The sequence below is a fragment of the Arthrobacter sp. CC3 genome (assembly GCF_039907775.1).
In the GTDB taxonomy this organism is placed as follows: domain Bacteria; phylum Actinomycetota; class Actinomycetes; order Actinomycetales; family Micrococcaceae; genus Arthrobacter.
In genome coordinates this window covers 74,264-99,819 of record NZ_JARCCY010000011.1, presented here as the reverse complement: position 1 = coordinate 99,819, position 25,556 = coordinate 74,264, and the positions used below count along the sequence as shown (strand labels likewise).

At 67.5% G+C, this 25,556-nt stretch carries 26 protein-coding genes; 15 read left to right on the top strand and 11 right to left on the bottom strand.

The features are described 5' to 3' along the window. The first annotated feature begins 27 nt into the window (after positions 1 to 27). Positions 28 to 1,755: a HAMP domain-containing sensor histidine kinase gene (locus PV761_RS09055; RefSeq protein WP_347896061.1), complete on the top strand. Its 1,728-nt coding sequence runs from the start codon at positions 28 to 30 to the stop codon at positions 1,753 to 1,755. A 7-nt stretch (positions 1,756 to 1,762) separates the two neighbouring features. On the opposite strand, the gene PV761_RS09050 is transcribed toward PV761_RS09055, so the two are convergent. Continuing rightward, on the bottom strand, positions 1,763 to 2,356 hold the full coding sequence (locus tag PV761_RS09050; protein WP_347896059.1) for a DUF5655 domain-containing protein: 594 nt from the start codon (positions 2,354 to 2,356) through the stop codon (positions 1,763 to 1,765). 187 nt (positions 2,357 to 2,543) lie between these two features. Between PV761_RS09050 and PV761_RS09045 the strand changes: the two genes are divergently transcribed. The 3 genes from PV761_RS09045 (at position 2,544) to PV761_RS09035 (ending at position 4,676) form a co-directional block, all read left to right on the top strand. Next, positions 2,544 to 3,200, top strand: coding sequence for a protein tyrosine phosphatase (locus PV761_RS09045; protein WP_347896057.1), 657 nt, complete (start codon positions 2,544 to 2,546; stop codon positions 3,198 to 3,200). Between the two features lie 131 nt (positions 3,201 to 3,331). Then, positions 3,332 to 3,889 carry a sigma-70 family RNA polymerase sigma factor gene (locus PV761_RS09040; RefSeq protein ID WP_347896055.1) on the top strand — a complete coding sequence of 186 codons (558 nt, stop codon included), beginning with the start codon at positions 3,332 to 3,334 and terminating at the stop codon, positions 3,887 to 3,889. Further along, positions 3,882 to 4,676, top strand: a complete 795-nt coding sequence (locus PV761_RS09035; RefSeq protein WP_347896053.1) for a hypothetical protein — start codon at positions 3,882 to 3,884, stop codon at positions 4,674 to 4,676. The genes PV761_RS09040 and PV761_RS09035 overlap by 8 nt, the downstream gene beginning before the upstream one ends. Here PV761_RS09035 and PV761_RS09030 read toward each other — a convergent pair. Continuing rightward, entirely contained in the window at positions 4,673 to 5,215 is a 543-nt protein-coding gene (locus tag PV761_RS09030) for a hypothetical protein (protein WP_347896049.1), read from the bottom strand. The genes PV761_RS09035 and PV761_RS09030 overlap by 4 nt on opposite strands. A 268-nt stretch (positions 5,216 to 5,483) precedes the next feature. Here PV761_RS09030 and PV761_RS09025 point away from each other — a divergent pair, with 268 nt between their 5' ends. From PV761_RS09025 to PV761_RS09015, 3 genes are read left to right on the top strand one after another with little or no spacing between them, the layout of a single operon-like run. After that, on the top strand, positions 5,484 to 5,984 hold the full coding sequence (locus PV761_RS09025; protein WP_028270872.1) for a sigma-70 family RNA polymerase sigma factor: 501 nt from the start codon (positions 5,484 to 5,486) through the stop codon (positions 5,982 to 5,984). After that, positions 5,981 to 6,691: a zf-HC2 domain-containing protein gene (locus tag PV761_RS09020; RefSeq protein WP_347896046.1), complete on the top strand. Its 711-nt coding sequence runs from the start codon at positions 5,981 to 5,983 to the stop codon at positions 6,689 to 6,691. The genes PV761_RS09025 and PV761_RS09020 overlap by 4 nt, the downstream gene beginning before the upstream one ends. 31 nt (positions 6,692 to 6,722) lie before the next feature. Further along, positions 6,723 to 7,895: a pyridoxal phosphate-dependent aminotransferase gene (locus PV761_RS09015; RefSeq protein WP_347896044.1), complete on the top strand. Its 1,173-nt coding sequence runs from the start codon at positions 6,723 to 6,725 to the stop codon at positions 7,893 to 7,895. On the opposite strand, the gene PV761_RS09010 is transcribed toward PV761_RS09015, so the two are convergent. Then, complete coding sequence (locus tag PV761_RS09010) at positions 7,892 to 8,371, bottom strand: SRPBCC family protein (protein ID WP_347896042.1); 480 nt, start codon at positions 8,369 to 8,371, stop codon at positions 7,892 to 7,894. The genes PV761_RS09015 and PV761_RS09010 overlap by 4 nt on opposite strands. A gap of 31 nt (positions 8,372 to 8,402) precedes the next feature. Continuing rightward, on the bottom strand, positions 8,403 to 9,209 hold the full coding sequence (locus PV761_RS09005; protein ID WP_347896095.1) for a DUF1206 domain-containing protein: 807 nt from the start codon (positions 9,207 to 9,209) through the stop codon (positions 8,403 to 8,405). A 237-nt stretch (positions 9,210 to 9,446) separates the two neighbouring features. On the opposite strand from PV761_RS09005, the gene PV761_RS09000 reads away from it, so the two are divergent. Further along, positions 9,447 to 11,024, top strand: a complete 1,578-nt coding sequence (locus tag PV761_RS09000; RefSeq protein WP_347896040.1) for a hypothetical protein — start codon at positions 9,447 to 9,449, stop codon at positions 11,022 to 11,024. A gap of 71 nt (positions 11,025 to 11,095) precedes the next feature. Further along, positions 11,096 to 11,542 (top strand): hypothetical protein, encoded by a 447-nt coding sequence (locus tag PV761_RS08995; protein ID WP_347896038.1) that lies wholly within the window; start codon positions 11,096 to 11,098, stop codon positions 11,540 to 11,542. A gap of 57 nt (positions 11,543 to 11,599) precedes the next feature. Here the strand turns inward: PV761_RS08995 and PV761_RS08990 are convergent, their stop codons facing one another. Further along, positions 11,600 to 12,007: a hypothetical protein gene (locus PV761_RS08990; RefSeq protein ID WP_347896036.1), complete on the bottom strand. Its 408-nt coding sequence runs from the start codon at positions 12,005 to 12,007 to the stop codon at positions 11,600 to 11,602. Between the two features lie 6 nt (positions 12,008 to 12,013). Beyond that, a complete protein-coding gene (gene trmB, locus PV761_RS08985) occupies positions 12,014 to 12,985 on the bottom strand; it encodes a tRNA (guanosine(46)-N7)-methyltransferase TrmB (protein WP_347896034.1) in 972 nt (323 codons plus the stop codon). Positions 12,986 to 13,038: 53 nt separating this feature from the next. Here trmB and PV761_RS08980 point away from each other — a divergent pair, with 53 nt between their 5' ends. Together PV761_RS08980 and PV761_RS08975 are read left to right on the top strand one after the other, a co-directional pair. Then, a complete protein-coding gene (locus PV761_RS08980) occupies positions 13,039 to 13,632 on the top strand; it encodes a class I SAM-dependent methyltransferase (RefSeq protein ID WP_347896032.1) in 594 nt (197 codons plus the stop codon). A gap of 57 nt (positions 13,633 to 13,689) precedes the next feature. Then, positions 13,690 to 15,060, top strand: a complete 1,371-nt coding sequence (locus PV761_RS08975) for a CynX/NimT family MFS transporter (protein ID WP_347896030.1) — start codon at positions 13,690 to 13,692, stop codon at positions 15,058 to 15,060. 52 nt (positions 15,061 to 15,112) lie between these two features. Here PV761_RS08975 and PV761_RS08970 read toward each other — a convergent pair whose 3' ends face one another. After that, positions 15,113 to 16,303: an ABC transporter substrate-binding protein gene (locus PV761_RS08970; RefSeq protein ID WP_347896028.1), complete on the bottom strand. Its 1,191-nt coding sequence runs from the start codon at positions 16,301 to 16,303 to the stop codon at positions 15,113 to 15,115. 250 nt (positions 16,304 to 16,553) lie between these two features. On the opposite strand from PV761_RS08970, the gene PV761_RS08965 reads away from it, so the two are divergent. After that, positions 16,554 to 17,588 (top strand): LLM class flavin-dependent oxidoreductase, encoded by a 1,035-nt coding sequence (locus PV761_RS08965; protein ID WP_347896026.1) that lies wholly within the window; start codon positions 16,554 to 16,556, stop codon positions 17,586 to 17,588. A gap of 185 nt (positions 17,589 to 17,773) precedes the next feature. Here PV761_RS08965 and PV761_RS08960 read toward each other — a convergent pair whose 3' ends face one another. From PV761_RS08960 to PV761_RS08950, 3 genes are all read right to left on the bottom strand, one after another. Beyond that, the gene (locus PV761_RS08960) at positions 17,774 to 18,115 is read right to left on the bottom strand and encodes a hypothetical protein (RefSeq protein ID WP_347896024.1); all 342 of its coding nucleotides are present in this window, start codon (positions 18,113 to 18,115) and stop codon (positions 17,774 to 17,776) included. A 180-nt stretch (positions 18,116 to 18,295) separates the two neighbouring features. Further along, positions 18,296 to 19,588 carry an MFS transporter gene (locus tag PV761_RS08955; RefSeq protein ID WP_347896022.1) on the bottom strand — a complete coding sequence of 431 codons (1,293 nt, stop codon included), beginning with the start codon at positions 19,586 to 19,588 and terminating at the stop codon, positions 18,296 to 18,298. 26 nt (positions 19,589 to 19,614) lie between these two features. Beyond that, positions 19,615 to 20,838 carry a M20 family metallopeptidase gene (locus tag PV761_RS08950; RefSeq protein WP_347896020.1) on the bottom strand — a complete coding sequence of 408 codons (1,224 nt, stop codon included), beginning with the start codon at positions 20,836 to 20,838 and terminating at the stop codon, positions 19,615 to 19,617. 145 nt (positions 20,839 to 20,983) lie between these two features. Here PV761_RS08950 and PV761_RS08945 point away from each other — a divergent pair, with 145 nt between their 5' ends. The 3 genes from PV761_RS08945 to PV761_RS08935 all read left to right on the top strand — a co-directional run bounded on the left by PV761_RS08945 (position 20,984) and on the right by PV761_RS08935 (position 23,995). Then, the gene (locus PV761_RS08945; protein ID WP_347896018.1) at positions 20,984 to 22,015 is read left to right on the top strand and encodes an Lrp/AsnC family transcriptional regulator; all 1,032 of its coding nucleotides are present in this window, start codon (positions 20,984 to 20,986) and stop codon (positions 22,013 to 22,015) included. A 27-nt stretch (positions 22,016 to 22,042) separates the two neighbouring features. Further along, positions 22,043 to 22,456, top strand: coding sequence for a CocE/NonD family hydrolase C-terminal non-catalytic domain-containing protein (locus PV761_RS08940; protein WP_347896016.1), 414 nt, complete (start codon positions 22,043 to 22,045; stop codon positions 22,454 to 22,456). 123 nt (positions 22,457 to 22,579) lie between these two features. Further along, positions 22,580 to 23,995, top strand: coding sequence for an MFS transporter (locus tag PV761_RS08935; RefSeq protein ID WP_347896014.1), 1,416 nt, complete (start codon positions 22,580 to 22,582; stop codon positions 23,993 to 23,995). On the opposite strand, the gene cycA is transcribed toward PV761_RS08935, so the two are convergent. After that, complete coding sequence (cycA, locus tag PV761_RS08930; RefSeq protein ID WP_347896012.1) at positions 23,992 to 25,482, bottom strand: D-serine/D-alanine/glycine transporter; 1,491 nt, start codon at positions 25,480 to 25,482, stop codon at positions 23,992 to 23,994. The two genes, PV761_RS08935 and cycA, sit on opposite strands and share 4 nt — an antisense overlap. Positions 25,483 to 25,556 lie beyond the last annotated feature (74 nt).

The window sequence follows — 25,556 nt, the reverse complement described above, 5'->3', positions numbered from 1 at the left end:
TCTTTTCTGTGCCGGGGGGACAGACGGATGGTACGTATCCAAGCAAGCGGCCCGATCGACATGAACGAGCGTGCGGCAGGGCCAGGCAATGACAGGCCGCCGGCGGAGGCCGCACGGCCGGCCTGGGACGCGCTGCTGGCCGACTGGATCGACCGGTTCTTCGGCCGGCTCGGGGTCCGGGGCCGCGTGGTGATGGGCCAGTTGCCGCTGTCCGTTACCTTGTTCCTGGTTGTGGTTGCTGCTGCGATCTTCAGCCCGGAAGCGCTGGCGGACGACACCTTCAGGATCGCCGTGCTGGCACATGCCGCGTTGCTCGGACTCTGCCTTGCCGTTCCCTGGGGGAAGCTGCACCCTGAAGCGTTCACGCTGATACCGGTCCTTGACTGCGTGGCCATCGGATTCACGCGGCAAGCAGGCGGCCCCAGCTTCAATGTCCTGAGCCTGCTGCTGGTTTTCCCGGTGGTATGGCTGTCCGTCAGCCGGCACCGGCACCGGGTTGTCCTGGCGATTCTCGCCACTGTGCTTAGCACGGTCGTCCCTGCCGTCGCCTTGGGAGCGGACCCGTTGCAGGGGTCAATGATCCGGACAATCTTCCTGCCGCTGGTAATGGCCGCGATCGCGGTGACGGCCCACGTGGTGGCGGGTGCGCTGTACCGGCAACGCGGGACGCTGGTCCGGAAGGACCGTGACCTGGCAGCAACCCTCGCCGAGAGCGTCCGGCGCCAGCGGCTGCTTGATGCCGTGCTTTCAACTGTTGACGTGGGCGTTTGGGTGGTGGACGCAAGCGGTCAGGATGTGCTGACCAACAGGGCGATGCGGACCGATCCTTCGCTGGCCCGCCTGACGCCAGCCACAGGATCTCCCGAGCTTTTTTATGGCGACAGGACCACTCCGGTGCCGCCGGACGGTTTCCCTGCAGTGCGGGCATCCCGCGGTGAGGCGTTCACCAATGAGCTGTACTGGGCCGGCGAAGCTACCGGGCAGCGGGCCTATTCCGTCAGCGGCCGCGCCATCCGGTCCCTGGACGGGACCAACACGGGAGCTGTTGTCACCTTCGCCGAGGTGACCGCGCTGATCAATGCCCTCGCTGCCAAGGACAACTTCGTCGCCACGGTATCGCATGAGCTCCGCACGCCGCTGACGTCAATACTCGGGTACATGGAACTCGTCATTGACGAACCGGGCCACGAAGACATCCAGGCTGAGCTGCGGATCGTGGAGCGGAACGCCGTCCACCTCCTGGGCCTCGTGAATGACCTGATCGCCGTCGCGTCTGAAAACGTGGAGCTCGTCCTGCAGGAGACGGACATGGCAGGGCTCCTGGGCGCCGCCGTGGCCGCCCACCACGCGAAGGCTGCCCTCTGCGGAGCGGCCCTGGTGCTGGACACGGAAGAACCGCTGACTGCCCGGGTGGACCCGGTCAGGATCCGGCAGGTGGTGGGCAACCTGATATCGAACGCGGTGAAGTACTCGCCGGACGGCGGACGCATTACCGTGCGGGCCCGCAGGAACGGCAAGGAACTGGTCTGCTCCATCACTGACACGGGCACAGGCATGACGAAGGAGGATCAGGAACAGGCCTTTGCCAAGTTTTTCCGATCCGCCAGGTCCCGCGATACCGCCATTCCGGGCGCAGGCCTTGGCCTTCCGATCAGCAAGACCATTATTGAAGGACACGGCGGCTCCATCAGCCTCACCAGCGCCCCGGGGGAGGGCACCACAGTGTCCTTCGTCCTTCCCGCCGCCGACGCCTGATACCTGCTCAGCTGTTCTGGTGGAGCGCTTCCGCGAGGAAGCCCAGGACGGCGTCGTCCACGTCCTCAACGGACGCCAGCCTCACCTTGCGGCCGAAGGAATCACCATCGCGCACTTTGACGGCGCTGAGCAGGCCCTCCGCCGGAGCGTCCAGCCGGAGCGTGATGTCCACGCTCGTGTTGTTGGCCCGTGTGACCTGGGCGAACTTCCGCCGCGGCGAGTGGAGTGACACGTAGCCTTTCCTCAGCTGGATCTCCACGCCCTCCGTTTCAGCTGCCCAGGCCAGGAGAGCGTCCGCGATCGGCCGCAGCCCGGGGTGGCCGGCGTACTGGGCGTCGATCAGTTCGTCGGCGTCGCGCAGCATGAATTCGGGGTAGCCGAACATCTCCCAGGACACGGCATACTGCGCGTAACCGGTGATGCCGTGCTTGTCCCGCATCCAGTCGCGGAGTTCCGCATCATTCCGCAGCCCGGCCTCACGGCCCCGGGCAGCCCACCAGCCGGCATCGCGGCCGGACTTGCGCAGGAGCAGCGCACGGTTGCTGTCCACCATGGTCTGCCAGGTCTTCGCAGCATTCTTCAGATCGGTCGGCTCGCCCATGTCCTGATCCTAACGCCGGACCCGATTCGGCCGGCGGACGGGCGGTTTCAAAAGAATTTTCGGGACCGCGTAACTTTTCCGGAGCCCGGGGCGATGTAAGGGGAGTACGGACCGAGTCCGCACCGCTTGAGTGGCCGGATCAACCTGGCCGTTACTGACACTGTTGTATATGTTTTCGGAGGGTTTCATGTCCTTGTTCACTGTTTTTGCCTCTAGCAAGATTGCCGCGAGCGCATTGGCGGCCGGCACGCTGGCGGTCGGTGGCACCGGCGCAGCCGCATTTGCCGGAGCCCTTCCTGCTGACGTCCAGCAGAGCGCCCACGAACTGCTCGGCGCCCCCGCTCCGCACGTAGGCGGCGTTTCCAAGACTGCCACGTCCGACGCCAGCGCCGACGCTGCAGCTTCCGCTTCGGCTACGCCGTCCGCTTCCGCTGATGCCGCCGGCTCCGTTGAGGGCGAGAACGCCAGCGGCGAAGCATCCGCAAGCGCCGTCGGCCCCGACGCCACCGGCCCGGCCGCATTCGGCCTGTGCACCGCCTTCGCCAAGGGCGGCCTGGACGCCTCCTCCACCGGCTTCAAGTCGCTGGCCATCGCCGCTGAAGGCGAAGCCAACATCGGCGGCTACTGCGCTGGAGTCACGGCCGCGGCCAACGCAACGGCCAAGGCTGACAGCAACAAGGCCGAAGTTTCCGGCAACGGCGGCGCTGCTGTGGACGTTGAAGCTCCGAAGGTGCCGGAAGCACCGGAACTGCCCACCCAGGCAGCTGTTCCGGCCGCCCCGGAGATCCCCGCCGAAGTCCCCACCCAGCTCCCGGAACTGCCCACCTCGGCTGGCCGTCCGTAACGCAGTTACCTATGGTGGATCGCGGGACTCCTTCCGTTGGCAGGAGTCCCGCGGTGCAACACGGGCCGGTCCGCAGCCTTCCGAACCCGGAAGATATGTGACCGTGCCCCGCAGGATGGAGGAGCCTCAGGGTGCTCGACACTTGGGCAGATGAATACGTGCACACGGACGGGGCCGACCCCGCCGTGCTGTTCACCCTTGTCTACCGAAAGTTCTCCGGCGCCGTCCTGGGGTACCTGAGGGCGCGCGGCGTGGATGACCCGGAAGCGGTCACCCAGGACGTGTTCCTTGCCTTCTATCCGAAGCTTGACGGCCTGCGCGGCGGGCTCCAGGGCGCCAAGTCACTCATCTTCTCCATCGCCCACGCACGGATGGTGGACCACTACCGCCGCAATGAGCGCACCCCGACGCTCAGCCCCTACGAATCCGAGCTTGACGCGCGCAGCACGGCGTCGGCCGAAGAACTGGCGCTGGCAAAGGCGAATGGCGGCGGGGCAGGAGCCCTGCTTGAAGGGCTCAGCCCGGACCACCAGGAAGTCCTCGCCCTCCGGGTGGTCGCGGACCTGTCCGTGGAACAAGCCGCCGAGATCATGGGCAGGACCCCGGGAGCAGTCAAACAGTTGCATCGCAGGGCGCTCAGCGCCCTCAGGGAACGCGCCTCAACAGGAAGCCAGGCAGATCATGAGTGACACCTCCTCATCCCGGAACCAGCAGATCATCGACGACCTGCTGGCCGACGCCGGCATGGACGATGCCGCAGACCTCCGCCCGGTACTGCTGGAACTTCGTGCCCTGGCGGCGGACAGCCCCCGGCCGTCCGCCGCAGTGGCCGTACTCATGGCGCGGGCCGCCGCACCGGCTACTGTCCCCGTCGCCACGCTCGCCCTGGCGCCGGCTGTCCACGCAACCGCAACCCCGGAACCCGCGGTTGACGAACCGGTCATCGACGAACTCGCTGCCCGGCGGCGGCGCAAACGCCGCCTGCCGCTCACGGCCCTCACGGTTGCCGCGGCCCTGGCTGCCGGCGGTGCCGCCGCTGCAGCTTCCGATGAGAACTTCCGCCACGCCCTGGGAAACGTCGGCCACGCGGTGACGCTGGTGGTGGGAACCATGACCTCTGGAAGCGGGGGAAAAACGGGCGGCCAGCCTGCCACGGATCCCGCCGGAACGGTGCCGGGTTCGCCCGCGTCCACACCCGCCTCGCCGGCACCTTCTCCTGCCGAAGGCAGTTCCGTGCCCGGCGTACAGCCCGGTAAGGGGACGCCGGCCGAGCCGGCCTCCCCGTCGCCAAGCCAGACGCACGCGCCGGAACTCAACCTGCCCAAGCCCGATCCCCGGGACCTGGGCTCACTCCCGGGGTCAGGCCAGCTGCCTTCCGGGAAGCCGTTGCCGACGTCCCCGGTGAGTCCCGACCCGTCCGGGCTGGTGCCCACGCCCCCGGTCGACCTGCCGAGTCCCGGCCACAGCGGCGGTTAGTACCCTCCGGCGGCCGCCTGCACCATCCCGCCCGCCGGGTCCACGAGATACCAGACGTTGCCGACGCCCTGGCCGGTGATGTCACCGGCGGCTTTGTCCTTGACGTAGTAGTACACCGGCAGGCCGTTAATGGTCACCTGCTTCTTCCCCTCCGGTGTGGAGATGGTTCCGACGGTGCCCGTCACGCCCTCAACAGCGGGTGCGGCCGATTCCGTGAGGACCGGCGGCCACGCGGCAATGCACGCGCCCGTGCACGCGCTGGTGCCGGAGTCCTTCACATCCTTGGTGAAGAAGTAGACGCTCATGCCTTTCGCGTCCACCACGATCTGGCCAGCGGCCGATGACGCCGTCTTCAGTTCAGCCGCGCCCGCCGGGACCGGAGACGACGAGGTTCCCGCAGGGGCGGAGCTTTCCGCGGGGACGGAGGCCGACGTCGTACCCGCCGCAGTGGTGGGCGTTGTTCCGGTGCCGCCGCCACAGCCGGTGAGAGCCGCGGCCAGCGCAACCACGGACAGGCCGATGCCCCATTGCTTTTTCATGTCCTGCTCCTTGGATTCGTGCCGGCCAAGCGGCCAGGCGCTATCCGGTACGACGTCCAACGACGCAGAATGGTTCAAACGGCTGCCCGGTGAACCGCCGGCGGCTGCGAACCCTTTGGGACGGTGCCATTGGGGCCGGTGAACCGTTTGGGTCCGGGCGGCGTCGTAACGGGGGAACAGCGGGCGTCCTGCCCGGCGGCAGCACACGAAGCAGCACGAGGCAGCACACACAATGCAGGGGACCATCAGCACGGCAGGAGGGGCGGGGATGCCGCTCGATGAGGACGTGGTAGCGGCGATCTACCGGGAGCACGGCCCGGCGCTGCGGCGCTTCGTGCTGAGCGCCTCCCGGGATCCGCAGCTCGCCGACGACGTGGTCCAGGAGACCGTGCTCCGTGTCTGGCAGCAGGCTCCGGAGATCACCGGGAGCCTGCGGAGCTACCTTTTCCGGACCGCCCGGAACATCATGATCGACAACTACCGCAAGGCCCAGCGCCGTCCCATCGAAGCGACGGAGCGGGACGTGGCGGACCCGGCGGAAGCCACCGAACGGGTTGATGAGCTGCTCAACCGCGTGCTGATGGAGGAAGCCCTGCTGCGGCTGAGCACCGAACACCGGGACGTCCTGGTGGCACTGCACTACCGCCGCTGCACTGTCGCGGAAACAGCCGCGGAGCTGAACATCCCGGCCGGGACGGTGAAGTCCCGCGCCTTCTACGCGGTGCGGGCGCTGCGGACCATCCTTGACGAAATGGGGGTGCAGCGGTGAGCAGTGCGGAAATGCACCACCTGCTGGGGGCCTACCTGCTGGGCGGCCTGGAGCCGGCCGACGTGTCGCGGTTCGAGCAGCACCTGGCCGGGTGCGCGGACTGCCGCCGCGAGCTCGACGAACTCGCCAGCCTGCCGGCACTGCTGGACGCCCTTCCCGTTGCCGACGCCGTCGCCCTGACCGGGCCCGCCTCCGCGGCGCCGGCAACACCGGAGGCCACTGCGTTGGGGGCAGTGGCTTCCGCGGCGGAGCCCGCTGCCCTGCTGGACGAACTGGCGGCCCGTCGGAGGAAATCACGACGGCGGTGGGCGGCGTTCGTCGGCGCGGTGGCCGCCGCGTGCCTGGCGCTGGGAGTGCTGGCCGCGCCGCTGTTTAACCAGCCGCCCCGGCCGGACGCCAGCTACTCCGTGGAGGCCCCCGGCGGACTCCAGGTCCAGCTTGCCCTCATGAAGAAGGCCTGGGGGACCGAGGTGTCGTTTTCCGGCACCAGCCTGCCCACCCAGGGGACCTTGTCCCTGTGGGTCATAGGCCGGGACGGCTCCGAGGACCGGGCCTCCAGCTGGTCAGCCACGCCCGGGGGCCGGTCCAGGATCACCGGGGCCACACCCACCCAGATCAGCCGGATCAGCAGCGTGGAACTGCGCACCGAGGGGCAGCAGACCGTGGCCGTCATTTCCATGGTGGACGGCTCGTCCGGGGCCCATTGACGCACCCTGCGCCCGGTGGGAGGCTGGGCACATGGTCCGCGGCAGGACCGGGCGGTTTGCCCGGATTCAGCCCTTCGGCATCGATAAGGTGGCAGCCGCCGTCGGTGGTGATCCCGACGTGCTCCGCATGGAGAACCTGGACACGGACATCGCGCCGCCGCCGTCGGCCGTCATTGCCACCAGGGAGGCCGTGGGAAACAAAGCCGCCAACAGCTGGCTCCCCTTCACCGGCACGCTGGCCCTCCGCCAGGCCGTGGCCCACCGGCTCCGGCAGCAGACCGGGCTCGCCTACGATCCGCGCTCCGAGGTGGTGATTACGGGCGGCGCGCTCGCCGGGATGCTGAGCGTACTCCTGGCAACGGTGGACCACGGCGACGAAGTTATTGTCACGGATCCCACCTATGCGGGCATGGTCAACAGGGTCCGGCTGGCAGGGGCGGTGCCGGTGTTCGTCCCGCTGATGGTTTCCGGCGGGCGCTGGCGCCTCGACCCGGCGCGGCTGGCCGCTGCGGTGTCCGCCCGAACCCGCGCCATCCTGCTGATGAGCCCTGCGATGCCCACCGGGCACGTGCTCAACGACGCCGAATGGGGCGCTGTGCGGGACGCCTGCCTGCACGCGGACTGCTGGCTGCTCTATGACGCCGCCATGGACCGGATCCTGTTCGACGGCCTGCCGTACCGGCATCCGGCGTCATTCCCGGAGCTGGCCCCGCACACCATTACCTTGGGCGGCGTCTCCAAGAACTACCGCATGATCGGGTGGCGCGTGGGCTGGGTGGCCGGCCCACTGGAAGTGATGGGAGACGTGGCACTCGCCGCGATCTACAACACTGCCGTGGCCAGCGGCTTCAACCAGGCCGGCGTCCTCGCGGCACTGACCAACAGCGATGACGGGATCGCCGGTGCGGTGCGCGAATGGCAGTCGCGCCGGGACCTGGTGGTCGAGGAGCTGGCCGGGCTGCCCGTTGTGGTGCCTGAGGGCGGCTGGTCGCTGCTGCTGGACGCGGAGGCCCTGGGCATGCGGGCGCCGGAACTGTCCCGGAGGCTCCTGGCCGTGGGCCGGATAGCCGCCACGCCCATGACGGCGTGGGGTCAGGACGTGGCACCGCGGTACGTGCGGCTGGTATATGCCACCGAGCCCCTGAGTCGGCTGCAGGGCATCGGGGAGCGCGTCCGGGCCGCCCTCGAGGGCGGGCGGCCTTAAAGCCGCAGGGCGCGGAACTCCTGAACGAGCTGCGGATCCTCGCACGCCCGCGCGAAGGCTTCGATGCGTTTTTCGATTTCGCGGCCCAGCAGCCAGCTGCCGATCCTCTCCGCCAAGGGCCGCAGCCACGCCGGCCGGCACGAAAAGGTGTACTTCCACACCGCCCGGGTGCCGCCGTCGGCCGCGGTGAAACGCCACCCGCCGCCAAAGTTGCCGAAGAACCACGGCCCGGACACCATGGTCATTCCCACGTTCCGGGGCGGTGCGTAGGAGACGTATTCGCTCACCATCACCAGCCCCATCTTCGAAACCGTGCGGGTGCGGACGCCTTTGCCCGCGGCCCGGGCGCCGTCCAGCCACCCCTGCGCCGAGATGAAGGGATCCCACTTCAGCCGGAAGTCGCCGGTGGTCTGGGAGAACGCAAACGCGGTCTCCGGATCGAGGCGGATGAAGCGTTCGGCGCGTACCTGGGGCATGCGTCCACCCTAGCCGGGCGAACGCCGGAGGCTACATCTTGGCCAGTTTGGCCCGCACCATCTGGAACACGCCGTAACAGATGAGCCCGATTCCGACGGCGGCGAGCAGGTACAGTCCGAACGGCTGGTCCCGCAGGGCCTTCAGGCCGCCGTCGAGTCCGGTGGATTCCTCCGGATGCGACTGAACGGTGGCGACGACGATCAGCAAGCCCACCAGCAGCAGTGCGAAACCCTTTGCGATGTAACCCGCCACACCGAGGACGGTGACGGTGGTGCGCATGGCGCCTGGCGGAGGCATCCGGAGGTGCTTTTCGAACGACTTCCGGATACCGCGGATGCCGTACACAATTCCCGTGATGGCAACCCCGGCGCCAATGGCGATCAGCAGTGCCACGCCGCCGGGGGCCTTCATCAGTGCAATGGTGAAGTCGCTCGTGGACTGGCTGTTGTCTTTCCCGGTGCCTATCGCGAACGAGGCAAGCGTGACGGCGAACGCGGCAAACACCACAGCCTGGCCTGCTGCTTTGAGCTTCCGGAGAACCTTGTCCCGCTTCGGCAGGTGGCTGTAGTCGAAAATCGCGTCGCTGGTCTGCCAGATGGCCAGGGCAACGCAGGCGGCGAAGCTGCTCCACAGCAGGATGGGACCGGCCGGCTGGCTGGCCAGTTCCTGCACGGCGCCGCTGACGTCCGCCTTGCCCTGCCCGCCCATGGCCAGGCGGATGGCAATGGAACCCACCAGGAAGTGCAGGATGCCGCTGACGGCGAATCCGGCACGGGCCATTAGCTCCAGTGGCCGCGAATTGGTGACTTCCTCGGCCGTGTCAGCGGCCTCTCTCAGTTCTTTTTTGATGTCCGGATCCTCGTGCAGTTCTCTTTGCCGCGGGGATGTCCCGCCGTGCGTGTTAGAGCCCAATCGTGCCACGGGATCCGGCTTCCGAACAGATGCCGGCCCCGGCACGGACTGCTGCGGGCGGGAGGCATGGGGAGTGATGCCCATGGCACCGCTCGGTGCGACATGGCACGATATGGACCAGCCGCCACCGTCGCAGCTGCATCATTCTTCCGGGGAGACACCATGACCTTTTACGGTGCTGACGTCAGTCAGCTTCGCGCCTTGGCCAAGGCAGCAGATAAGGCCGCTTCATTGCTCAGCAGCAGGGCGTCCTCGCTGCAGAGCCAGATCCTGGCGGCACCCTGGAAAGGCAGCGACGGCGAGCGTTTCCGGCAGGAGTGGACCGGAAGCCACCGCCCCAGCATCGAGCGGGTGGTGGCGAGCCTCCGGCAGAACTCGAAGATCTTGCTCCAGAACGCCGCGGAGCAGGAACGGTCCTCGGCGGCCGGCTCGGGCAGCACCAGTGGCGGGCAGGGCGGGCTGTCCGGCCTGTTCGAGCAGATGAAAAACTGGGTGCAGGAAAAGCTCGAGACTGCGCGTGAGGCCGCCGAACACCGGGCGGAGCTCCAGGGCCAGCTGGCCACGATGGCAGGGGCCACCCCGGAGGAACAGGCCAAGTGGTGGGACGGACTTTCCGCCGCGGACAGGAAGTACCTGATCGAGGGCGAGGGCCCGGACGGTCCGCTGGCCGAGGAGCTCATGGCCATGGACGGCGGGATCCCGGAGTCGGCCCAGGACCTGGCCCGGGAGCACCTCCTGGAGCTGGCCAAGGAAGACATCCCGGTCTACACGGAGACAGGGAAGGCCTCCATCGAAGCCCGCGTCCTGTGGGTCCACGGCGGTGCCGAGGTGGGCACGGAGGTTGTGGAAAACGCGGACGGCTCTGCCACCGTGAAGGTCTACGGCAACATGGGCCTGGGCGTGAACGACACCTCCGGGTCGGCCGGTGCCACGCTCACGGGCGAAGTAGCCCGTGAGTACACCTTCGACAGCATCGAAGAGGCCATGGCGGCCCGGAACCAGATGTATGCGGACCTCCCCCCGGACAGCGTGGGCGACATCAAGGACGTGGCCGGCAACCCGCCCGACTACATCCTGGACACGCTGAACGAGGCCGCCTCGGACAACGGTTCGAACGGGCACGAGGACAAAGCCAAGGGCTCGCTGAGCTTTGAGGCCGGGGCCGAATCCGCCGATGCCGCGGGCTCCGCGAAGCTGGAACTGGCCTATGAAAAGAATCTCAGCGACGGGACGTCCAAGGGCAGCGTGGAAGTTTCAGCCGAAGGCAACCTGGACTTGGACGGGCGGACGTTCGAAGCCTCCGGCAAGGGTGGCCTGGAGCTGAACATGGACCGGGACAACAACCTCAGTTCGGTGTCCCTGTCCCTGGAAGGTACCGTGGCGCAGGGTGTCAAGGAGGGCATGGATGTAAAGGCGGGGAACGTCGAATCCAGCGTGACAGCCGGCACGCAGGGCACCGTCAAGATCGACGTCGACTACACACCGGAAAACAGCGCCGTGATCGACAGCTACATGAAGAACGTGGCACTCGGGAACGACGCGGCAGCCGCCCGGGACGCGGCCAGGCTCTACGAGGCGGGATCGGCCACCATCCAGGTGAACAGTGTGGTCACGGCGTCCAACGAGGCAGGGTTCGACGTCAAGGCCGGTGAGGTCAAGGTCAGCACGGAAAACCAGGTCAGCACGAACGTCAGCACCTATCAGAAGGTCCCGAACGACACCCGGCTGTCCCGGCTGTAGTGCCGCCGCCCGCCAGACACACAGCCTGCCCTGCACACACTGACTTACCGCTGAAGGAGCAACTACCAGCCATGACACTCCATATCGAATCCCCGCTCGGTTTCACGGCGGACTTCCCCGAGCACACCCTGGTCCTGGACGATTCCACCGCCGGCCCCAACACAGAGCAGTACGGGCTGCTGGGGGACGTACTTGTCACCGTTATCAAGGACGACACCTCCGTTGAAGGTCCGGCCGAGGCCAACGGTTGGGCCCACCTGATGTCGGCCCACTATCTTGACGAGCGCGGCGGCAGCCTGCTGACCGAGGGTGAACTGAACCTTCCCGGCAAAGCCGCCTACGCCGTCGTCGTCGGTTATGACGACGCGCGGGGCGACGCGAAAGCGGCCGCCACGGTGGGCGTCTGGGAAAAAGACCGGTTCATCGGCGTTGTGGTGATCTGGCCGTACGTCGACCCAAAGCTTGAGCCGCGGATCGGCCTGCTCAAAGAGGTGGTCGGCACCATCAAGGTCAACTGACGCCGCGCCGGGCACGGCTGCCGCGTCGGGCACGGCTGCCTGGCCCGAAGCCCGGACCTAGCCGAGGAGGGGCCAGGGCCCGGCCAAACCGGTCCAGGTCCACATGCCGCCCGCCAGGTTGAAGGCAGTAAAAGCGAGGCCGAGCATGCCGGTGATCCTCGCGGCGTTCATCCGGTCCGACCTCCTGATGGCCACGATTCCGGTGATCACCGAGGTCAGGACCAGCCCCGCCACCAGGCCCACCAGGATCATCAGCAGGATCCAGTAGCCGCTGGTGTCCGGCAGCGGGACGTTTGCCATGAGCGGCTCGGCCGCCGCCATGATGAACGTGGACAGGCCCACCATTGCTGCGACCGGTGCCAGCACTGCGCACACGAGGCTGGTGATGCCAGCCGCCAGCCCGCGTGAATCAGCGGGCCGGAGCAGCGGGGCAGGTTGAGCCGCGGAGGGCTGGGCGGAGGCCATGGTGCATCATAACCGCCGGTAGCACAGATCGAAGATGAGACGGCCGGCTTCGTGGGCCTTGTTTTCGAAGCTCGTCCGGATCCGGCCCTCGAACCGGGGTGCCCAGCCGCCGGTTTCGTCCACGCCCTCGTTGGGGCCGGTGTGTTCGGTGCTTACCGGGGCGCGTCCCTCCTTGACCGGAGCGCCGCCCACCAGGGACTCGACGCCGGACTGCCACACCTGGGTGAGGGGGCTTTCGGGACCCCTGCGCTCGCCGTCGTGCAGATTCACGAAACGGTCCGAGCCGGCCATCACGTCGCGGACATGGACGGCGTAATTGGACCAGTCAGTGGCCACCCGGAACAGGCCGCCCGGCTTGAGGGCGGTGGCAACGAGCTCGGCGAACTCGGGCTGGATCAGGCGGCGCTTGTGATGGCGCGACTTGTGCCAAGGGTCGGGGAAGAAAACCCAGACCTCGCTAACGGATCCTGCCGGCAGCATGGTGGCGAGGACCTCCGGCGCATTGGCTTCCACCACGCGGACGTTCTTGAGCCCGCGGCTGTTGATCTTGATCATGGTGTTGGCGAGCCCGGGGGTGTACACCTCCACGGCCAGGAAATCCCAGTCCGGGTTCTCTTCTGCCGCGTGGCAGACGGCATCGCCAAGGCCCGAGCCGATCTCCACGATCAGGGGCGCCTTGCGCCCGAACTCCGCCTCGGCGTCGAACACGTAGTCCGGGTGCACGGACGTGTTGGCGATGTGCCGCGGGACGTCGACCGCCCAGCGGTCCGAGTGCTCCTCCCAGGCCACCTGCCGGCGGCCCTGCAAACGGGTTCCGCGGCGCACAAAGCTGACGGGCCGGCCGCCGTAGGTACCGAACGAAGCCTGCGTGCCGGGGGTCACCGGGCGGGGGGCCTGCGGCTGCCCTGGCGCTGATTCAGCGGCTGTGTCCGGCGGCCGGGCAGCGGAAGGCTCAGGGGTTTCTGGGGATTCACTCATCCCTTCCAGAATAGTTGAGTTTTTCCGGTGCCGGACGTGCCAGACTGTCCCGCATGACTGATGCCGTGCGCAGCTATTGGGATAACCAGGCGGAGACGTTCGACGACGAGGCGGACCACGGTCTAACCGACCCCGCCGTCCGCGGAGCATGGGAGGCGCTGCTTTTGCCGCTGATTCCGGAACCCGGCAGTGAGGTGGCGGACCTTGGCTGCGGGACCGGCAGTCTTTCGCTGCTGCTGGCCGGTGCCGGGCACCGCGTGCGGGGCGTGGACCTGTCAGGGAACATGGTGGACCTCGCCCGGGCGAAGGCTGCGGGCGCGGGAGTGCCCGCAGAGTTCGTGGTGGGCGACGCGTCTGCGCCGGCGTTGGCGCCGGGCTCCTTCGATGCGGTGCTTGCCCGCCACGTGTTGTGGGCGCTGCCGGATCCGGACGCGGCACTGGCCCGCTGGGCCGGGCTGCTTCGCGGTTCGGGCACCATGATCCTCGTGGAAGGCCTGTGGGGGACCGGTGCCGGAATATCCGCCGAACGCTGCCTGGAGTTGGTCCGCTGCCACCGTAAGCACGCCGCCGTGACCATGCTGGGGGACCCGGCGTTGTGGGGCAAGGAGATCACGGACGAGCGTTACTTGATCGTCAGCACGTCCTAGCGGCGGCGGTCGGGACCGCCGCGGGGATTGGCACCTATGTGGATAACTCCTGCGAGAATGGGGCGCGTGACCGAAGCCACGAACCGAGCCAAGAACGCCGCCGCGAGCAAACCCGGGAGCAAACCCGCGGGCGATCCGGCGGGCGATCCCGCGAAGACCAAAGCCCCGGGGCGGGCAAGGAGCGACACCTCCGGCACGCTGGTGGACGCCGAGATTGACGAGCTTCCCGCGGCCGAGCCCACCCGCGTCAGCAGCCGCCGCGGGTTGGTGTACCTCGGAGCATGCCTGGTGCTGATCGGGCTGAACCTGCGGACGGTGTTCTCCAGTTTCGCCGCGGTGCTCCCGGAAATACGGTCCGACGCCGGCCTGCCGGGCTGGGCGGTGGTGGTCCTCACCACCGTGCCGGTGACCCTGCTGGGGGTATTCGCCCCGCTGGCGCCCGTCCTGGCCCGGCGTTTCGGTGCCGAGCGGGTACTGCTGGGAGCCATGGCTGTGCTCACTGCCGGGCTGCTGCTGCGTCCGTTCGAGCTGCCGGGCGCCGGCCACCTGCCCGCACTCCTGGCTGGGACAGCTGCCTGCGGGGCGGCGATCGCCCTGTGCAACGTGCTGCTGCCCGGGCTGGTGAAGCGCGACTTCCCGCACCGGCTGGGACTCATGGGCGGCCTCTACACCACGGCCATCTGCGCCTCGGCCGCCCTGGGCGCCGGGTTCACGTACCCGGTATTCGCCGCATCGGGGGAGTGGACGGCGGCGCTGTGGTTCTGGGCGCTGCCTGCCGCCGTCGTCCTTGTGCTGTTCCTTCCGCTGGCCGTCCGGCAGCGGCACCCGCGGCACCAGGCCGTGGCCGACGGCGTGAACGTGTGGCGCTCCGCGGTGGCCTGGCAGGTCACCATCTTTATGGTGCTGCAGGCCATGATGTCCTTCAGCGTGTTCGCCTGGCTGGCCCCCATCCTGCGGGAACGCGGAGTGGACGGCGGCACGGCCGGGTTGATCGTCTCCGCCTCCATCGTCCTGCAGATGCTCGGTTCACTCTTCGCGCCGGCGCTGGCCGCAAGGTTCCGCGACCAGCGGGCCATCAACACGGTGGTGGCGCTCATGACCGGCGGCGGGTTCGCGCTGAGCATCTTCGGGCCGCTGGACTTCATCTGGGTGTGGACCGGCCTGCTGGGACTCGGCCAGGGCAGCCTGACCGCCGTGGCCCTGACCATGATCATGCTGCGGACCCGGGACGGCCACACGGCGGCCCACCTGTCCGGCATGATGCAGGGAGTGGGCTACGGCCTCGGCTCCACGGGCACCCTGATGGTGGGCCAGCTGCACCAGGGCACCGGCTCCTTCGCGGCCGCCGGCGTGCTGTTCCTCGTCGTCGGGGCGCTGGCCGCAGTGTTCGGCTACCGGGCCGGGCGGGACCGCTACATCGGCGGTTAGCGTGTTCGGTTCCAAGGCGCTGGCCACAGCCGATGCGGCCGCTCGTTCCCTGCTACTCCTTGCCGAGTCCGGCGGCGCTGACCTTGCTGCCGCCGGTTTCGGCGGTGACGCTGTTCAGGGCCGTGAGATCGAAGATGCCGCTGATGTCGGCTTCCTTGGTGGTGCCGGCCTTCACGCCGTCCTCGAGCAGCTTCTTGTAGGCTCCGGCGAGCGGATCCACGGTGAAGACGATGTTCCTCAGCGACCGCTCGATGACATCTGCCTTCAGTTCAGCGCCGGAGGCTTCCTTCAGCGCGGCGTTGATGACGGAGGACTTCTCGTCCGCGGCCGCGGAGTTGAGCCAGGCCACGGATTCGGCGTGGCCCTTGAGCAGCGCCTTGACGGTGTCCGGGTGGTCGGTTGCGAACTTCTTGTTCACGATCAGGATGGTGGTGGGGAACTCGCCCGGTTTCCCGGTCAGGGACCCGTCCCACAGGTCCTTCTCGTCCACCAGCACCTTGGCGCCGGCCTGCAGCACCAGCCGGGAGGCCCAGGGCTCGGGCAGCCACGCGCCGTCGAGCTTGCCGTCCTGGAACAGCTTCAGGGTCTGGGCGTTCTCGGTGGGGTTGATGGCCACATCCCCGCTGCCGTCCGTGTTGGTCTTGTAGCCCTGCCCGGCCAGCCAGGCGCGCAGCGCCACGTCCTGGGTCCCGCCCAGCTGCGGCGTCGAAAGGGTCTTGCCCTTCAAGTCCGCCGCGGCGGCAATCTCCGGCTTCACCACCAGCTGCGCGCCGCCCGCCGCGGCACCGGCGATGATGCTCACGGACTCGCCCTTGCTCTTCACGAACGAGTTGATCGCCGGGTTCGGGCCGATGTAGGTGGCATCGATCGCACCGGCGTTCAGGGCCTCGATCGCGGCCGGGCCGGCGTTGAACACCTGCGTGCTGAGCTTGGTCCCGCCCAGGCTCCTGGCAATGAAACCCTGCTTGACGCCCACCAGTGCCGGGGCGTGGGTGACGTTGCCGAAATAGCCCAGCTTTAGTTCAGCGGCGGGCGTGCCGGCGGCAGCTGCGGCCGCCGGCTGCGCCTCGGGGCTGCGGTTGAGGTTCGACGCCACTGCGGCGCCGCCGGCTATCAGCGCGACGAGGCCTGCGGCGATGCCGATGCCGAGGGCGCGCTTGCGCTTTCCTGCGGAGTTTTGGGGCTTGGGCGTTTGTCCCGCAACGATGCGGGTGGATCCTTCGGGGTTCTGATGCGATGACATGGGGATTCCTTCACGATTGCGGCGCTACCTGCGGAGGGTGACAGCACCGGTCAGCAGGCGATTGCACTGAGATTACGGGCCGGACTTCGGCGCAAACAACGGCTCCCGACGCGCTTGTTCACCGGCGTTAATGCAGTGACTCAAAGCGTCATCCGGGAGCCCGCATCGGCGGCCACGGCCGCTGAGAAGGTCACGAGGCGTCACACGCGGTAACTGGAATGAAATCAGTAACTTGAATGTTCAACCAAGCATGGACTTTGGCATTTTCACTTTTGGTGAGCTTTCCCGAAACATCGACACCGGCAGCGCACGCTCACCCCGGCAGCGGGTGCACGAGATCATTGAGCTGGCCAAGCTGGCGGACCAGGCGGGCCTCAGCTTCCTGGGACTGGGTGAGCATCACCGGCGGGATTTCGCCCTCTCCGCCCCGGAGATTGTGCTGGCAGCCATCGCCCGCGAAACCACCAACCTCCGGCTCAGCACCGCCGTCACGGTCCTGTCCACCCAGGACCCCGTGCGGCTCTTTGAGCAGTTCGCCACGCTGGACCTGATTTCCGACGGGAGGGCCGAAATCATCGCCGGACGCGGCGCCTTCATCGAGTCCTACCCGCTGTTCGGCCACAGCACTGAGGACTACGACGGGCTCTTCGACGAGAAGCTGCGCATGCTCCTCGAGTTGCGGGACAACGCCGTCCTGGATTGGCGGGGAACACTGACCCAAAGCGTGCCCGGGATGGACATTTCGCCCCGCCCGATCCAGGAAAAGCTCCCCGTCTGGGTTGGCGTGGGCGGAACGCCGGCGAGTTTCGTCCGGGCCGGCCGGCTGGGCCTTCCCCTGTTCATTGCGCTCCTGTCCGGTCCGCAGCGGTTCCGCCGCCTGGCGGAGCTGTACCGCCAGAGCGCCACCGACGCCGGCCACGACGCCGGCGCCCTGCCCGTGGGCGTGGGCGGACACTTCTACGCGGCCCCCACCTCCCAGCAGGCACGGGACACTTTCTACCCGCACTACCGGGCCTATTTCGAGCAGAACATGCCGCGCGCCGTGGACCATTTCCCGCGCGCCACCTTTGATGACTGGAGTGAACCGGGCGGCGGGCTGCTCGTCGGAAGTCCGCAGCAGGTCATTGAGAAGCTCCTGGAAATACACGAAACCCTCGGCAACAGCCGGTACATGGCGCAGATCGGCCTCGGCGGCCTGCCGTTCGCCGAGACCGCACGTTCCATCGAACTGCTGGCCACCGAAATCATGCCGGCCGTTAACCGCGAAATCGGAGCCGGGGGCTAGCCTGCCGCAAAGCGGTGCCGTGGCCTGGCCGGCTGCCGCACTCAATACCGCGGTGCTACCTGGTGATGGCGAGCCCGGTGTCCCGGTTGACGTCTTCGAACGCCGGGTTGGCCTGCATGGTCATGAGGACGCGCTGGAATCCCTCGAGTTCGCGGGAACGCTTGAGCGTCATGCGTGCGGAAGGGTTACGACGTGCAGAGCTGCCCGAACGTGGCGCCGGCCTTCTGGTAGCCGGCCTGCAGCTCGGCGACCTTGTCGGCGTCCGGGTTCTCCTTTGCAGACTCATCCGCATAATCCAGGATTGCCTGCACCGCCGGCTTCAGCTCGTCCGAGGCACCCGTCACGATCGGGCGAAGCCGGTTGCCCAGAATGACCATCCCGGTCTTGCCGGCGTTGGCGCTGGAATCCGTCACAACGATCTTGAGCCGGTCGCAGGTTTCCGCCGTGGTCAGTTTTTCCGGTGCCGAACAGGCGGAAGCGGAGATGATGAGCCCGGCGGCGAGCAGGGCCGTGGTGAGTTTCTTCATGGTTCCCTTGTTAGATGACTGTCGGTTGATTGTAAGCAGATCAGGCTGTGCATCCCGCTACGATGCCGCGATGCGTCGGGCATGCCAATTCTCCCAGACGCGCCAATGGCGGGGGCCGGGCGGCAGCTCCGCCCGGCCCCCGCCGGTGTTCGTGTCAGGCGGCCGAGCCGCCGTCGGGAGTTAGTGCGTCAGGTCCTTGCCCTTGGTCTCGGGGATGGTGAAGACGAACGCAATGCCAATCAGCAGCAGGAGCACCGCGTAAACATTGAACAGGTTGGCCTGCCCGATGGTGCCCAGCCAGGTCTGCAGGTACGGGGCCGTGCCGCCGAAGGCCGCGACGCAGATGGAGTAGGGGACGCCGACTCCGACCGTGCGGATCTTGGTGGGGAAGAGCTCCGCGTAGACGGCCGGGACAATCGCGGCGCTGGCGGCGATGAAGAACAGCATGACGGACATGGTGACGGCGAGCTGCCAGGGGGAGTCCTTCAGCAGCCAGGTCATGGGGAAGTGCAGCAGGGCGGCACCGGCGGAGCCCATAATCAGGACCGGCTTGCGGCCGATGCGGTCGGACAGCTTGCCCCAGAACGGCAGGGCGGCGATGAACACGATGTTGGCGATGACGCCGGCCCAGAGGGCTTCGCCGCGGTCCATCTTCAGGGCGGTGGCAGCGTAGCTCGGTGCCACCACGCCCCAGATGTAGTAGCTCACGGTGAGGCCGACCGTCAGGCCGATGACCTGCAGGGCCTGCTTGCGGTGCCGCCAGATCTGCGGCCACATCGGCTCGTGCTTTTCCGTGGGTGACTCGGCCTCGAAGGCTTCGGTTTCCTTCATCCGGGCCCGCATCACCAGGGCGTAGACCCCCAGGGCGCCGCCGATCAGGAAGGGGATGCGCCAGCCCCAGGCGTTCATGTCGGCCGTGCTCAGGACATTGGACAGGATGGCGCCGAGCAGCGTTCCGGCCAGGATCCCGGCGGTGCCGGACGTGTAGATGAGGGTTGCCCAGAAGCCGCGCTTTTCCTTGGGGGCCATTTCGGAAAGGTAGGTCTGCGACGACGGCAGCTCTCCGCCGTGGGCCAGGCCCTGGATCAGGCGGGCCACCAGCAGCATTACGGACGCGAACGCACCGACAGCCTCGAACGTCGGGGCGACGCCGATCAGCAGGCTGCCGAGGGCGGCCAGGCCGACGGCGAACGTCATGGACGTCTTGCGGCCGATCCGGTCACCGATCCAGCCGAAGACAAAGCCGCCGAAGGGGCGGGCAACGAAGCCGACGGCGAAGATCGCCAGGGTGGCCAGGAAGGCCGACGTCGGATCCGCCTTGCTGAACAGTGCGCTGGCGATGAACGGTGAGAAGGTGGCGTAGATGGCCCAGTCGTACCATTCAACGGCGTTGCCGATGCCGGTGCCGATGAGGGTCCGGAGGTGGGACTTGTGAACCTGGACCTCGGCTGGCATGCCTACGGTGGAAGTCATGTGGGGCTCCAAAAGTGAAGGGAAGGTCAGTTGCCTGCAGCCGCGAGGGCTGCGATGCGGGAAACGGCCAGCTCTGCGTAGAGCGCCGCGCCGTCGGAGAGAACGCCGTCATCGAAAGTGGCGTAGGGGGAGTGGTTGAACGGGGTGGCGGTGTGGTCCGCGCCGGGGGCAACAGCGCTGAGCCCGATGAACGTGCCGGGCACCTCCGCCATCACCCGGGAGAAGTCCTCCGACCCGCTGAGCGGGGTGGCCCAGCGGGTGAGGCGGGAGTCGCCAAAGAGCTTCTGGATGGTCTTTTCGGCGGTGTGCGTCTCGTCTTCATCCGTGACGCTGAGCGGGTACTCGGAACGGTAGTCGACGTCCACCTCGAGGCCGTGGGCTGCGGCGATTCCTTTGAGGAGGACCGGAATGGCCGTCATCATCCGTTCCCGGGAGGCGTCGGAGAACGTGCGGATGGTGGCTTCGAAGCGCGCGGATTCAGGGATGACGTTGCGCTTGGTGCCGGCCTGCAGGAGGCCGACGGTGAGGACTACGGGATCGAACATGTTGAACTGGCGGGTGATCATCACCTGCAGGGCTGTCACCATTTCGGCAACCGCCGTGACGGGGTCCTTCGCGGAGTGCGGCGCGGAGCCGTGGCCGCCGGCACCCAGGACGGTGACGAAGAGACCGTCGGACGCACTCAGGATGACGCCGGGCTTGGTGCAAAACTGGGCGTACGGTTCCAGGGCGGAGAACACGTGCATGGCGTAAGCGGCATCCACGCGCCGGCCCGCCGCGTCCAGCACGCCTTCGCTGATCATGTGGGAGGCGCCGTCGAAGCCTTCCTCGCCAGGCTGGAACATCAGGACAACATCGCCGGCCAGCTGCTCGCGGCGGTCGGCCAGGAGGCGGGCGGCGCCGGCAAGCATGGACGTGTGGAGGTCGTGGCCGCAGGCGTGCATGGCGCCGTCAATGCGTGACGTGAAGTCGACGCCGGTGCGTTCCTGGACGGGCAGGCCGTCCATGTCGGCACGGAGCAGGACCGCCGGCTTCTCGGCTGAAGCGTGCGGCGCTCCGCCGCGCAAAACAGCAGCGACCGACGTCGTGCTCTCACCGAGGGTGATCTCGTACGGCAGGCCTTCCAGCGCCTTGAGTACTTTTTCCTGGGTCCGGGGCAGATCCAGGCCGATCTCCGGCTCCCGATGCAGCTCGTGGCGGAACCGGGCGATTTCGCCCTGCAGCTCCTTGGCATCGGCGGTGATCGACATATGTTTTCCTACTTCCCGAACGATTGGTAAGTGACCTGCTATCCATTCTGGAGTGAGCTGGTTCACAAGGAGGAAAATAGCTGAAAAAAATCAAAACTATGATGGATTGTGCAGGATTCGTGCGGTGGGAAGGGGATGTGTCCGGATGGAAGTCAGCGAGGACGATCTCCGCATCATTAACGCGCTGCAGATAGCGCCGCGGATCAGCTGGTCCGATGCCGCCGGAATTTTGGGCGTGCATGCCACGACGCTGGCGGCCCGTTGGGACCGGCTGAGGGAGGCCGGCGCCGCCTGGACCACGGCCCACCTGATCGGCGATCCGAAACAGATGTGCCTGGCGCTGGTGGACGTGGACTGCGAGATGCGGCAGCGCGCCGGCGTCACCGCCGCGCTCGCCGCCATGCCGGAAGTGGTCACGGTGGAGGAAGCGGCCAGCAACCGCGACCTGATGCTGACGGTCATCACGCCTACGCTTGCCTATTTCAGCGACACGGTGGTGCCGCAGTTAAAGGACATCCCCGGCCTCCTCAAGTATCGGACCGCGCTCTGCACGCGGCTGCACGTGGGCGGCTATGCCTGGCGGCTCAATGTCCTGGACAAGGCGCAGCAGAACGCCCTCAGGCTGCTCGCCGGGCCGGAGGCGTCCGGCTCGGCACCGCCCGCCGTGGTGGGTGCTCCGCTGCCGCAGAGCCATCTTGACCTGATTCCGTTCCTCGCACAGGACGGGAGGGCCACCGCGGCGGAGATCGCCCGCGGCCTCGGGCGCAGTCCGGCCACAGTCCAGCGGCAGCTGAACCGGTTGCTGGCCAGCCAGCTGCTGTCCTTCCGCTGCGAAATGGCACAGAAGTACTCCGGCTACCCGGTCACGTGCCAGTGGTTCGCCAACGTGCCGCCGGGCCAGCACGACACTGCGGGGGCCGAGCTGCGGGGGTTCCGCAATGTCCGGCTTGCCGCCTCCACCACCGGCAGGACCAACTTCGTGATCGTCATGTGGCTGCACTCCCTGGCGGACGTGATGAACGCCGAGCTCGCGCTCCAGCAACGGATCCCGGGGATCGAGCTGGCCGAAAGCGTTGTGGTGCTGAGCGCCGCCAAGAGGGTGGGCTGGATGCTCAACCCGGATTCGACGGCCACCGGAGCGGTGGTTCCGTCCGCCGGCCTGGGGCTGGATGCCTAGTTTCCCGGGGAGTGGCTGCCGGGTTGAGTGGCTGCGGGTTTAGCCTTCGTCGCTTACTACGCCCCCAACGGCAAGCGCGAGCTCTCCACGAGCGGATACCTCAAGGCCTCGCACCGGGAGCTCGATGAGCGCACCACCGAGGGCAACCCGTACCACCCGCACACCCGTTCCGTGCCCGTGGAACCGGGGCAGATCGGGGAATACGTGCTTCGACTCTTCCCGTTCGCGAATACGTTCGGGCCGGGCTTCAAACTGACGGTGGAACTGTCCAACGCCGAGCCGCTGGCCGACCACCACAATTCGCTGCTCCCGCCGGACGCCTTCCACCTCCCCGTGGGCCGGCCCGTGACCCATAAGATCTACCGCGACGCCGCCCACCAGTCCCGACTGCTCCTGCCTTTCACTACCAAGGCCAAGTCGGCAGAAAGCCAAACGCCATAGTTCCCGCTCGGCCGGGTTCCCGGCGCGCAGCACAGGCCGTGATGTTCGGGATGACCCCGGACATCACGGCCTGAGGTGTTTAATGGCAGGCACGCATCCGAAACGACTGATCAGGCCACCATCGTGCAACGTAGCGCCCCAGCCGCCGCCCCTGAGGCTGCAGGTATCCTGCACCGCCACTACCTGCTCGTGACGTCCGGCGCGTGTGCCCTGGTGTTCCTGGCCGCCTTTGAGTCACTGGCCGTAACCACCATCATGCCCCTGGTCAGCCGCGAACTGGACGGCGCCGGCCTGTACGCGCTGGCCTTCGCCGGGCCGTTGGCCACCGGCGTGATCGGCATGGTGGCGGCCGGCAACTGGTCCGACCGGCGCGGCCCTGTAGGACCGCTGTACGCCTCCGTGGCCCTGTTCGTTCTGGGGCTGCTGATCGCCGGGACGGCAGGAAGCATGGCCGTCCTGGTGGCCGGGCGCCTGGTGCAGGGACTGGGCGGCGGCGCCATGACCGTTGCGCTGTACGTTGTGGTGGCGCGCGTTTATCCGCCCGTGCTGCACCCGAAGATTTTCGCCGCGTTTTCCGCGGCGTGGGTCATTCCTTCCCTGGTGGGACCCTTCGCGGCCGGAATCGTGGCGCAGGCGGCCAGCTGGCACTGGGTGTTCCTGGGTGTGGTGGGGCTGGTGGTTCCGGCGCTCCTGATGATCGTGCCCGCGCTGCGCGGACTCCGCGGCGCCCCTGCGGGCAGCTCGGACCCGGGGCGTTGGTCTTACGGCCGACTCGCCTGGGCCGCTGTCGCGGCGCTGGCCGTGCTCGGCCTGAACCTTTCCGCGCAGGTTCCCGGCGCCGGAGCCTTCCTGGCGGCGGCCGCCGTCGTGATCGCTTTTGTGGCGGTGCGTCCGCTGGTGCCGCGCGGCACGCTTCTTGCCCGCCGCGGCCTGCCGAGCGTCATCCTGGCCCGGGGACTTGTCTCCGCGGCGTTCTTCGGCGCGGAGGTCTACCTTCCGTACCTGCTGGTGGAGCGGTACGCCTATTCGCCCACTTTTGCCGGGCTGACCCTCACCGGCGGCGCCCTGGCGTGGGCCGGCGCCTCGGCCGTCCAGGGCCGGATGGGCGGGAAGCTCAGCAACCTCCGGGCGATGAAGGCCGGGTCGGTGATGGTGCTTGCCGCCGTCGTGCTTGCCCTGGTGACCACGGTGCTGGGCTGGCCGGCCGCCGTCGCCATTGCCGGCTGGATGTCCGCCGGCTTCGGGATGGGCCTGATGTATCCGCGGCTCAGCGTCATGACGCTGGCCATGTCCACGCCGGACACCGAGGGCTTCAACAGCTCGGCCATGTCCATCTCCGATTCGCTCGGTGGCGCGCTGGCCCTTGCCACCACCGGGATCGTGTTCACTGCTTTATCGGGAACAACAGCGGGAACAACAACGACGACGGCGGGCGGAGTTTCGGGCGCCTCCTTCGCGGGAGTCTTCGCCCTCACGGTCGCCATCGCCGTCGTCGCTGTTGTTGTTGCGCCGCGGGTTGCGGCACGGAAATCGTCCTAGTTCAGGGCGTTGACTTTCGCCTTGTCCGAATCAGACTCGGCCTTCCACTCAACGATCCGTGCCTGCTGGAGCGGCGTCTTTCGGTTGACGTACCAGGCCGCGCCCAGGATCAGGAACCACACGGGAGCAACCACCAGGGCGAGGCGGGTGTCCTCGGCCTGGGCGAGCGCCACGAGCATGAACACGAAGAATGCCAGCACCACGTACGGCATGAAGGCGCCGCCGGGCATCTTGAACTTCGAGGCCGCGTGCAGCTCGGGACGGCGGCGGCGGAACATGATGTAGCTGATCAGGATCATGGACCAGACAAACATGGTGAGCACGGACGCCACCGAGGTGACCACAGTGAACGCGCCGATGACGGAGTCGCCCGAGTAAAGCAGCACCAGGCCGGCAAGTAGGAAGATGCAGGAGAACAACAGGGCGTTCTGCGGAACCTTGCGGATGCTCAGCTTGCCGAAGGCCTTCGGGGCGTTGCCGTCCTGGGCCAGGCCGTAGACCATGCGCGAGGTGGAGTAGATGCCGGAGTTGGCGCTGGAGGCCGCTGAGGTGAGGACCACCAGGTTGATCACCACGGCGGCGATGCCCAGGCCGGCCAAGGTGAACATGCCGATGAACGGGCTGCTGGCGGCGTCGATGGTCCGCCACGGGTTGACCGCCATGATGACCACCAGGGCGCCTACGTAGAACAGCAGCACACGGACGGGGATGGAGTTGATGGCCCGCGGGAGGTTCTTCTCCGGGTCCTTGGTTTCAGCTGCCGCCGTGCCCACGAGTTCGATGCCGGCGAAGGCGAAGATGGCGATCTGGAAGCCGAGGATGAAACCGAACATGCCGTGCGGGAACATGCCGCCGTCGTTCCAGATGTTGGCGAGGCTGGCCACCGCGCCGTTGGGGGAGGTGAAGTTCGTGGCGATCATGACGATGCCGGTGCCGATCAGCGCCAGGATGGCCACCACCTTGATGATGGCGAACCAGAATTCGGCTTCACCGAAGGCCTTGACCGTGGGGAGGTTCAGCAGGATCAGCACTACGGGGGTGATGAGCGCGGGGATCCACAGCGGGGTTCCGGGGGCCAGCTTGTCCACGTAGCCGGCAATTGCCACGATGTCCGCCACGCCGGTGACCACCCAGAAGAACCAGTAGGACCAGCCGGTGAAGAATCCGGCCCAGGGGCCCAGGAGGTCTCCCGCGAAGTCGCTGAAGGATTTGTAATTCAGGTTGGACAGCAGGAGTTCGCCCATGGCGCGCATCACGAAGAACAGCATGAAGCCGATGATCATGTAGACGAAGATGACGGACGGGCCGGCGAGGGAGATGGTCTTGCCGGATCCCATGAACAGGCCTGTGCCGATGGCGCCGCCGATGGCCAGCAGCTGGATGTGCCGGTTGCTCAGCGCGCGGGCAAGGTGCGGTTCCTGGCTGTGGCCTCCGCTGGTGGGTTCCGTTGCAGTGTTCCGGGCAACCGTGGTGGTGCGTTCAGACATCTGTGCTTCTTTCCTTGTCTCAGGCTGACTGCGTCGCTGCGGCCTGCCCTGCAGGCAGGATGCTGCGCCGCCGT

Coding starts and splice junctions, on each gene's coding strand:
- PV761_RS08965 (WP_347896026.1), top strand. CDS start 16,554: ATGGACTTTGGCATTTTCACTTTTGGTGAGCTTTCCCGAAACATCGAC.
- PV761_RS09055 (WP_347896061.1), top strand. CDS start 28: ATGGTACGTATCCAAGCAAGCGGCCCGATCGACATGAACGAGCGTGCG.
- PV761_RS09035 (WP_347896053.1), top strand. CDS start 3,882: ATGAGTGACACCTCCTCATCCCGGAACCAGCAGATCATCGACGACCTG.
- PV761_RS09025 (WP_028270872.1), top strand. CDS start 5,484: ATGCCGCTCGATGAGGACGTGGTAGCGGCGATCTACCGGGAGCACGGC.
- PV761_RS08990 (WP_347896036.1), bottom strand. CDS start 12,007: ATGGCCTCCGCCCAGCCCTCCGCGGCTCAACCTGCCCCGCTGCTCCGG.
- PV761_RS09010 (WP_347896042.1), bottom strand. CDS start 8,371: ATGCCCCAGGTACGCGCCGAACGCTTCATCCGCCTCGATCCGGAGACC.
- PV761_RS09050 (WP_347896059.1), bottom strand. CDS start 2,356: ATGGGCGAGCCGACCGATCTGAAGAATGCTGCGAAGACCTGGCAGACC.
- PV761_RS09015 (WP_347896044.1), top strand. CDS start 6,723: ATGGTCCGCGGCAGGACCGGGCGGTTTGCCCGGATTCAGCCCTTCGGC.
- PV761_RS09000 (WP_347896040.1), top strand. CDS start 9,447: ATGACCTTTTACGGTGCTGACGTCAGTCAGCTTCGCGCCTTGGCCAAG.
- cycA (WP_347896012.1), bottom strand. CDS start 25,482: ATGTCTGAACGCACCACCACGGTTGCCCGGAACACTGCAACGGAACCC.
- PV761_RS08995 (WP_347896038.1), top strand. CDS start 11,096: ATGACACTCCATATCGAATCCCCGCTCGGTTTCACGGCGGACTTCCCC.
- PV761_RS08945 (WP_347896018.1), top strand. CDS start 20,984: ATGGAAGTCAGCGAGGACGATCTCCGCATCATTAACGCGCTGCAGATA.
- PV761_RS08960 (WP_347896024.1), bottom strand. CDS start 18,115: ATGAAGAAACTCACCACGGCCCTGCTCGCCGCCGGGCTCATCATCTCC.
- PV761_RS08970 (WP_347896028.1), bottom strand. CDS start 16,303: ATGTCATCGCATCAGAACCCCGAAGGATCCACCCGCATCGTTGCGGGA.
- trmB (WP_347896034.1), bottom strand. CDS start 12,985: ATGAGTGAATCCCCAGAAACCCCTGAGCCTTCCGCTGCCCGGCCGCCG.
- PV761_RS09030 (WP_347896049.1), bottom strand. CDS start 5,215: ATGAAAAAGCAATGGGGCATCGGCCTGTCCGTGGTTGCGCTGGCCGCG.
- PV761_RS08950 (WP_347896020.1), bottom strand. CDS start 20,838: ATGTCGATCACCGCCGATGCCAAGGAGCTGCAGGGCGAAATCGCCCGG.
- PV761_RS08975 (WP_347896030.1), top strand. CDS start 13,690: ATGGGGCGCGTGACCGAAGCCACGAACCGAGCCAAGAACGCCGCCGCG.
- PV761_RS08955 (WP_347896022.1), bottom strand. CDS start 19,588: ATGACTTCCACCGTAGGCATGCCAGCCGAGGTCCAGGTTCACAAGTCC.
- PV761_RS08980 (WP_347896032.1), top strand. CDS start 13,039: ATGACTGATGCCGTGCGCAGCTATTGGGATAACCAGGCGGAGACGTTC.
- PV761_RS09045 (WP_347896057.1), top strand. CDS start 2,544: ATGTCCTTGTTCACTGTTTTTGCCTCTAGCAAGATTGCCGCGAGCGCA.